Origin of the sequence: Fluviicola sp. (assembly GCF_030151805.1) — a bacterium.
Classification (GTDB): Bacteria; Bacteroidota; Bacteroidia; order Flavobacteriales_D; family Crocinitomicaceae; genus Fluviicola.
Window position 1 is genome coordinate 1 of sequence record NZ_JASLCN010000407.1, and the last position, 6,111, is coordinate 6,111.

Here is a 6,111-nt window from a genome sequence, read left to right on the forward strand (position 1 = left end):
TTTGTATTGTCAGCTCCGGAATTTTTCATTGGATTTTGAAACCTTGATTCAAGCTTACCCGCTTGACCGTGTACGCGAGATTCACATTTCCGGTGGAAGTTGGGAACCTTCCGGAATTCAGCCGGAGCGGAGGATACGCAGAGATACGCATGACGATGCTGTACCCGAAGCGGTTTTTGAATTACTGAAACAAACGCTGCCTTTGTGCCGGAACCTGAAATTCGTGGTGCTGGAACAGCTTGGGGTTGCACTTCAAACTCCGGAGAGCCAACAGCAATTCCAGGTGGATTTCGACCGGATGCAGGTCATTGTCAATGCTTTTAATGTACAAAATCACTCATTTCCGGATATGGATTTTTTACCCGGGGAGTTTGTTTCGCTGAAAACGGATGTCCCGGAATCATTGAAATTGTATCAGCAGCAGCTGGAATTGTCTTCCATATTGGAACATTCGCCAAATTACCAAGAAGCAACCCGCTTACTCACTCATTCTTCATTGGCACATTCAGCCTGGCAAACGGAAAACTGGTCGCCCTATATGTTGGAAACGGCATTGAGAATCGCTCAGAAATGGAAGCGTGGGTGGTAATTCGTTACCAATGTTTTGACCTAATAATCTGATCGTCAATTATCCGTAAAATCCTGATTGGACTAAGACTTTGTATTTGAGAAAAAACAAGGGGTAACCCCTGTATCTGCCTACTCTATTTACAGGTAGCTTCGCGCTCAATTATTAAAGTAACATATGAAAAAAACTCTTACTCTCCTGACTGTATTCATTCTGGTCGGCATAACCAACCGGAATCATGCTCAAACGTACGACGCGTTTGGTTTGTCAAACAGCGGACATGAATACGATACGCTCTATAATCCGGGAGATACGCTGTATTTCAACTTCACCGGGCTGACTTCGTTAGCATATGGTAACGCTACGATCGAAGTATTCTACAGAGGTGCTTTTGGTTCTACAAGCCGTTATTACACACCGATTTTACCCGGAATGGTATCGCTTTCAACAGTTGGGGGAAATGTTCCCAGTTGTGAATTGAATACCAATACCCAGACATTTGCTGCTTCTCAGATCAACAGCTGGGGAACTTCTGCTGTCATCAAGCTTGTTGCCAGCAATAATTTGTATCCGTACTGTGAAGATTTCAATATGGTAAAAGTGCGTTTGACATACGGTTACTGTACTTTCGGTGCGCCGGTAAGTTTTGCAAATTTCACATTTAATGATGAAGCATGTCCTACAAGCGGACCACAGGCATTAACCGGAATTCCGGCTGGTGGAACATTTTCAGGAACAAATGTCAGTGGAACCAGTTTCAACCCGGCAGGATTGGCTGCAGGATACTATCCGATTACTTATAGTTACACGGACGGAATTGGTTGTACTACAACCAAAACACAAAACATACGCATTCTTTCAACTCCGGGAAATGTATCCGAACTGATCTGCAAGGGAAATGAACCGACTTTCACTCCCGGAGGACCAGCTTATGTTTTCTCATCCATGGTAGATCTTTCGCAGCCTTTCGATACGGCGGCTTCTTACACATTTGCACCGGTGATGCAATCTCCGACCACTTATTATTATGCAGTTTCCGATGTAGACAATTATTATATGATTGATACAATCACGAATGATAACGCTCATATAGTGGATATTGATGCAATTGCAGGAGATGACCGTGGTGGAATTGCCATTACAGATTCAGCGGTTTATATGCTTGGTGATGACGCAACAGTGCGTTATGATTTGGATTTACTTACACCGGGAGTTTCATTGCCGATCCGCGATGGTATTTTTACGGATTTGCGACTGCGTAAGATTTATTCACTTTACAATACAGCGAGTGAAACCATGCCTGACAATGATATCACCAGCGATTTTACCTGTAATGCATTGATCGCATTGGATGCCGATCTTAATCCTACGAGCAACATTATTCTATTGTCGGACACATTGGAATTGGGTACGAATCTTTCCAATTCTGCTATGTTCGCAGGTTCCGGAGAGTTGCTTATTTACAATGGTAATAACAATCATGTTTATGTTATCGATATGGATTTCGGTGATGTAGAAGATCTTGGAGCTTTTACAATCCCTCTTTACGGATCTGAAAACTGGGCTGATTGGGGAGTTGCAGGTTACGATGGTACGGATCATGTTGTATTTTACAGAAGTGATGATGTTGACCAGATTGTTGCTCATAACCTCACGGCGGATGTAGTTACTCCGGTATCGCAGTTCTCAAATGTCAGTGACCTTGCATCATTCGTAACACACCCGGTGAATCACCGTTTGTATTTCCATTACGAAGGCGGAGCTCAATTCGGTGGAAATGATGAAACGTTGGGATATATTGATATGGTTGATACTTCATACGTCCTGACAGGTGTGAATAGTACTGGTTGTCCTTCAAGTATTACGTATACATTCAATTCCGTTAATCTTGGAAATGATACAACGGTTTGTGCAGATAACGGTCAGTTGTTTATGCTTGAAGCGGGATTGGGTTACCAATCCTACACATGGAATGGGAATAACAACAACTGGAATGTTTATCCTGTTCAGAACAGTGGTCAATACATTCTGAAAGTTGTTGACGTAATCGGTTGTACACTTGTGGACACGATCAACGTAACGGTGATAGCCGTAGATTGCTCTTTAGGGTTGGATGAGTTGCAAACAACAGAATTGACTGCTTATCCTGTTCCTAACAAGGGAACATTCAAACTGGCATTCAGTAAAAACTTGTCCAATGCTGTGGTTACACTTGTAAATGCGCAAGGTGTCATTTGTTTCGCAACGACTTTATCGGGTACACAGTCTGAAGCTGCGATCAATGCAGAAGGATTGAAAACGGGTGTTTACTTCGTGCGATTAACAAGTGATGAAGGAACGGTTGCTCCGATTACAGTGATTATCGAATAAGTATCACATAGCTAACAGATACGAAAGCGCTCCGGGATTCCGGGGCGTTTTTTGTTATTCCGGAATGGATAAAAACCTCGTTTGCATTCACAAACGAGGTCCCCTAACAATCTACTAAATAAACGGTGGTTTATTCTTTTACGAATCTTTCCCGGTGAATAACACCTTCTTTGGTCGTAATTTCAATGATGTAAGCACCCTGGTTCAGTTTCCCGACTCCAAGAGTGGTTTCATTCAATGTACGTTCTGTAGCTTTTTGTGCAAGCACACGGTTTCCTTTCATGTCATAAACAGATACTTCCCGGATAGTCTCATCTTCCAATGTAACAGTCAACAGATCAGAAGCAGGATTCGGAGCCAATACTGCAACCGGAGTCGTTGAATTGTTAACCGCCATTGCAGGGGAAACACTTGAACAAAGTACAATATGTGCCTTCGGTCTGTGTTGATCAAAGGAGTTGTATGAATTGGGAGAGATGGGGAGTGGATTGAAGTTTCCGACTCCAATAATATTGTGCGGATCATTATACGTATTTACCGGAACGACTTTTTCGCATTTCGATGGTTGGAACAAAGAAGATACATTTAAATCGAAACCACCGTCGTTGGTATTCTGATTTACCAGGTAGGTACGTTTATGATTCGGGTTATAGGCAATCATATCCGGTGTATTGATAAAAACAGAGTTTCCGTTTTCTTCGAAATAACTTGGTGAAAGGGGAGAGTTGTTTCCGGATTGATAGATTTTTGCTGCCAGGAAATTCAAATTATCCTTCAGGGTTATTTGGAAAGGAGTCAGTTGCCACGGTTGTACTCCGATCGGAAAACTCAGGTATCCACCGATTATAATCACATTATCCTGAGTTTGTTGTAAGCGGAATCCGTTTTGATCAGCACCGCCCCCAATGGAAGATGCGTTAATATGATGGCGAAACCATGGTGTTATAAAACCTCCGGTATACGGATCACACTGAGCTATCTGGAATTGGTGCATGATGCTGTTGTTAGCCATCAAATAAACAACATTCAAATCCGGATTATACATGACAGATGACCCTGCGTGGCGGGAATTTGTTTTGTCAATAATGTGTGAAAATAGAATGACTCCTCCATAATCAACTCCCATTGTAAAGAGATTTTGCTCTCCTGAAGGACCTGTACAAGATCCCGAAATAAAATAATGAGATCCCGGAATTTCTGTAATGTTTTCCAACATATCGTAATCCACATTAAAGCCCATAGGTATATCCATTTCGATAGGAGTACCAACTACGCTGTTGAAGTTGTTGATATCCAAAGCTAATACGAAACCGAATTTCTTAACTGAAGCAAAATTAGCCGGATCGATAGGTTCCGCAAGTTCAGTACCTACAATCACTACCTGGTTACTGTTATCCGAAGCGATTACCTGATGAGGAATCATGGAGTATCCACTGGCAGGATACTGCAGTGAACTTTGTACGAGCGCTCCGGTCATGAAGTCCACTTCGGTAACAAACATTTTGTAAGGCATTGCCCCCGGAGGCACGTCGAGCATTCCGGTTAGAACGATCGTATGAGTAGACTCCCTGATTGTGAAATCCATTAAAATGGCATTGTCCTGGTAATTGACATAGTAAAGATTGAGTGGGTTTCCCATTGGGTCACACACCTTAAAAGTGGGAGTTAGCAATCCGGTTGAGGGGTTTGTTTCCGTAAAACCGCTAATGACAAAATCTTCGAAAGTTTCAACGGATAAATTCGGTTGATCCCAACTGCCATTGGTTAATTCCAGTAAACGTTGTGCGCCGCACAAATGAGACACGAGTAATAGTGCCACTGTAAATAGTGATGTTTTCATAGAAAGTGAATAATAGTTAATGGGAGGAAGTTAAGCGATTATTGATAACGAGTCAACTGCCAAACACCGATTTTTGCGTTTTTGTTAGGATATAACACAGAAGAAATATGGTTGGTTAGATTACGTACTCAAAACTGGTTTTCTGTGAGGTTTTAAATGTGGTTTGTAAGATTCGGTTATTGTTTGGTTTGTATTTCGCTTGTAAGCCCGGAATTGAAAAATGAAAAACCCCGCTTGCCGGAACAAACGAGGTTTCTCAGTGAATAGTCGGATCAACGGTTTATTCCTTTACAAATCTTTCGCGATAAATAATACCTTCTTTGGTTGTGATTTCAACGATATAAGCTCCCTGATCGAGTTTCTCGACTGCAAGAGTCATTTCATTGGATGCACGTTCTGCTGCTTTTTGTGAAAGCACCCGATTTCCTTTCATGTCATAAACCAACACACTTTGAATGGTTTCTTCTTCCAGTGTAACAGTTAACTTATTCGTAGCAGGATTCGGAGCCAATAAGGCTGTATTCGGAGTATTCACAATAATAGAACTTGCAGGAGGATACTGACAAAGTACAATATTTGAACATCCCCGGTTTTTCTCATGCGGGTCATACTGATTGGGGTACATCGGAAGCGGGTTGAAGTTTCCGCTGCCAATGATATTGTGCGGATCACTGTAAGTTGTCACCTGGACTGCTTTTTCGCATTTCGATGGCTGAAGCAGGGAAGACACATGTAAGTCAAATCCACCGTTAACGGTATTTTGATTCACCAGGTAAGTTCTGTTCACCGTCTTGTTATAAGCAATCATATCGGGTGTATTGATAAAAACAGAGTTTCCGTTTTCTTCAAAATAACTAGGTGACATTGGTGAATTATTGCCAGACTGATAAATCTTTGCTGCGAGGAACGTTAAATTTTCCCGCAGAACCATTTGAAAAGGAGTGAGTTGTTCCGGCATTGCTCCGGTTGGAGCGCTCAGGTATCCACCAATTACAATCTGCTTGTTTGGTGTTTGCTGCAGGCGGAATCCGTTTTGGTCTACACCGCTTCCGATTGGAAGTCCTGCTATCTGGTGACGCATCCAGCTGGGTGTTACAAAAAATCCGGTGTATGGGTCACATCTTGCAATCTGAAATTGATGTGAGATGCTGTTATTAGCCATCAGGTAAACGGTATTCAACGGCGCATAGTACATGACTGATGCTCCTGCATTCCGGTAATTCGTTTTATCTATAATATGTGAAAACATAATCGTCCCGCCATAATCAACACCCATTGTAAAGAGGTTTTGTTCTCCGGAGGGGCCGTTGCACGATCCCGAAATAAAATAGTA

At 42.3% G+C, this 6,111-nt stretch carries 4 protein-coding genes; 2 read left to right on the plus strand and 2 right to left on the minus strand.

The annotated features are described in order from the left end of the window. Positions 1-589, plus strand: a 589-nt coding sequence (locus Q1V93_RS15365) for a DUF692 family multinuclear iron-containing protein (RefSeq protein WP_300665873.1), incomplete at its 5' end; no start/stop codon positions are given. A 156-nt stretch (positions 590-745) separates the two neighbouring features. Beyond that, positions 746-2,938 (plus strand): T9SS type A sorting domain-containing protein, encoded by a 2,193-nt coding sequence (locus Q1V93_RS15370; RefSeq protein WP_300665874.1) that lies wholly within the window; start codon positions 746-748, stop codon positions 2,936-2,938. A gap of 130 nt (positions 2,939-3,068) precedes the next feature. On the opposite strand, the gene Q1V93_RS15375 is transcribed toward Q1V93_RS15370, so the two are convergent. Together Q1V93_RS15375 and Q1V93_RS15380 are read right to left on the minus strand one after the other, a co-directional pair. Beyond that, positions 3,069-4,778, minus strand: a complete 1,710-nt coding sequence (locus Q1V93_RS15375) for a T9SS type A sorting domain-containing protein (protein WP_300665875.1) — start codon at positions 4,776-4,778, stop codon at positions 3,069-3,071. 280 nt (positions 4,779-5,058) lie between these two features. Continuing rightward, on the minus strand, positions 5,059-6,111 hold a 1,053-nt coding region (locus Q1V93_RS15380; protein WP_300665877.1), incomplete at its 5' end, for a T9SS type A sorting domain-containing protein.

Excerpts from the sequence above, each read along its gene's own strand:
- Q1V93_RS15370 (WP_300665874.1), top strand. The coding sequence starts at position 746 with ATGAAAAAAACTCTTACTCTCCTGACTGTATTCATTCTGGTCGGCATA.
- Q1V93_RS15375 (WP_300665875.1), bottom strand. The coding sequence starts at position 4,778 with ATGAAAACATCACTATTTACAGTGGCACTATTACTCGTGTCTCATTTG.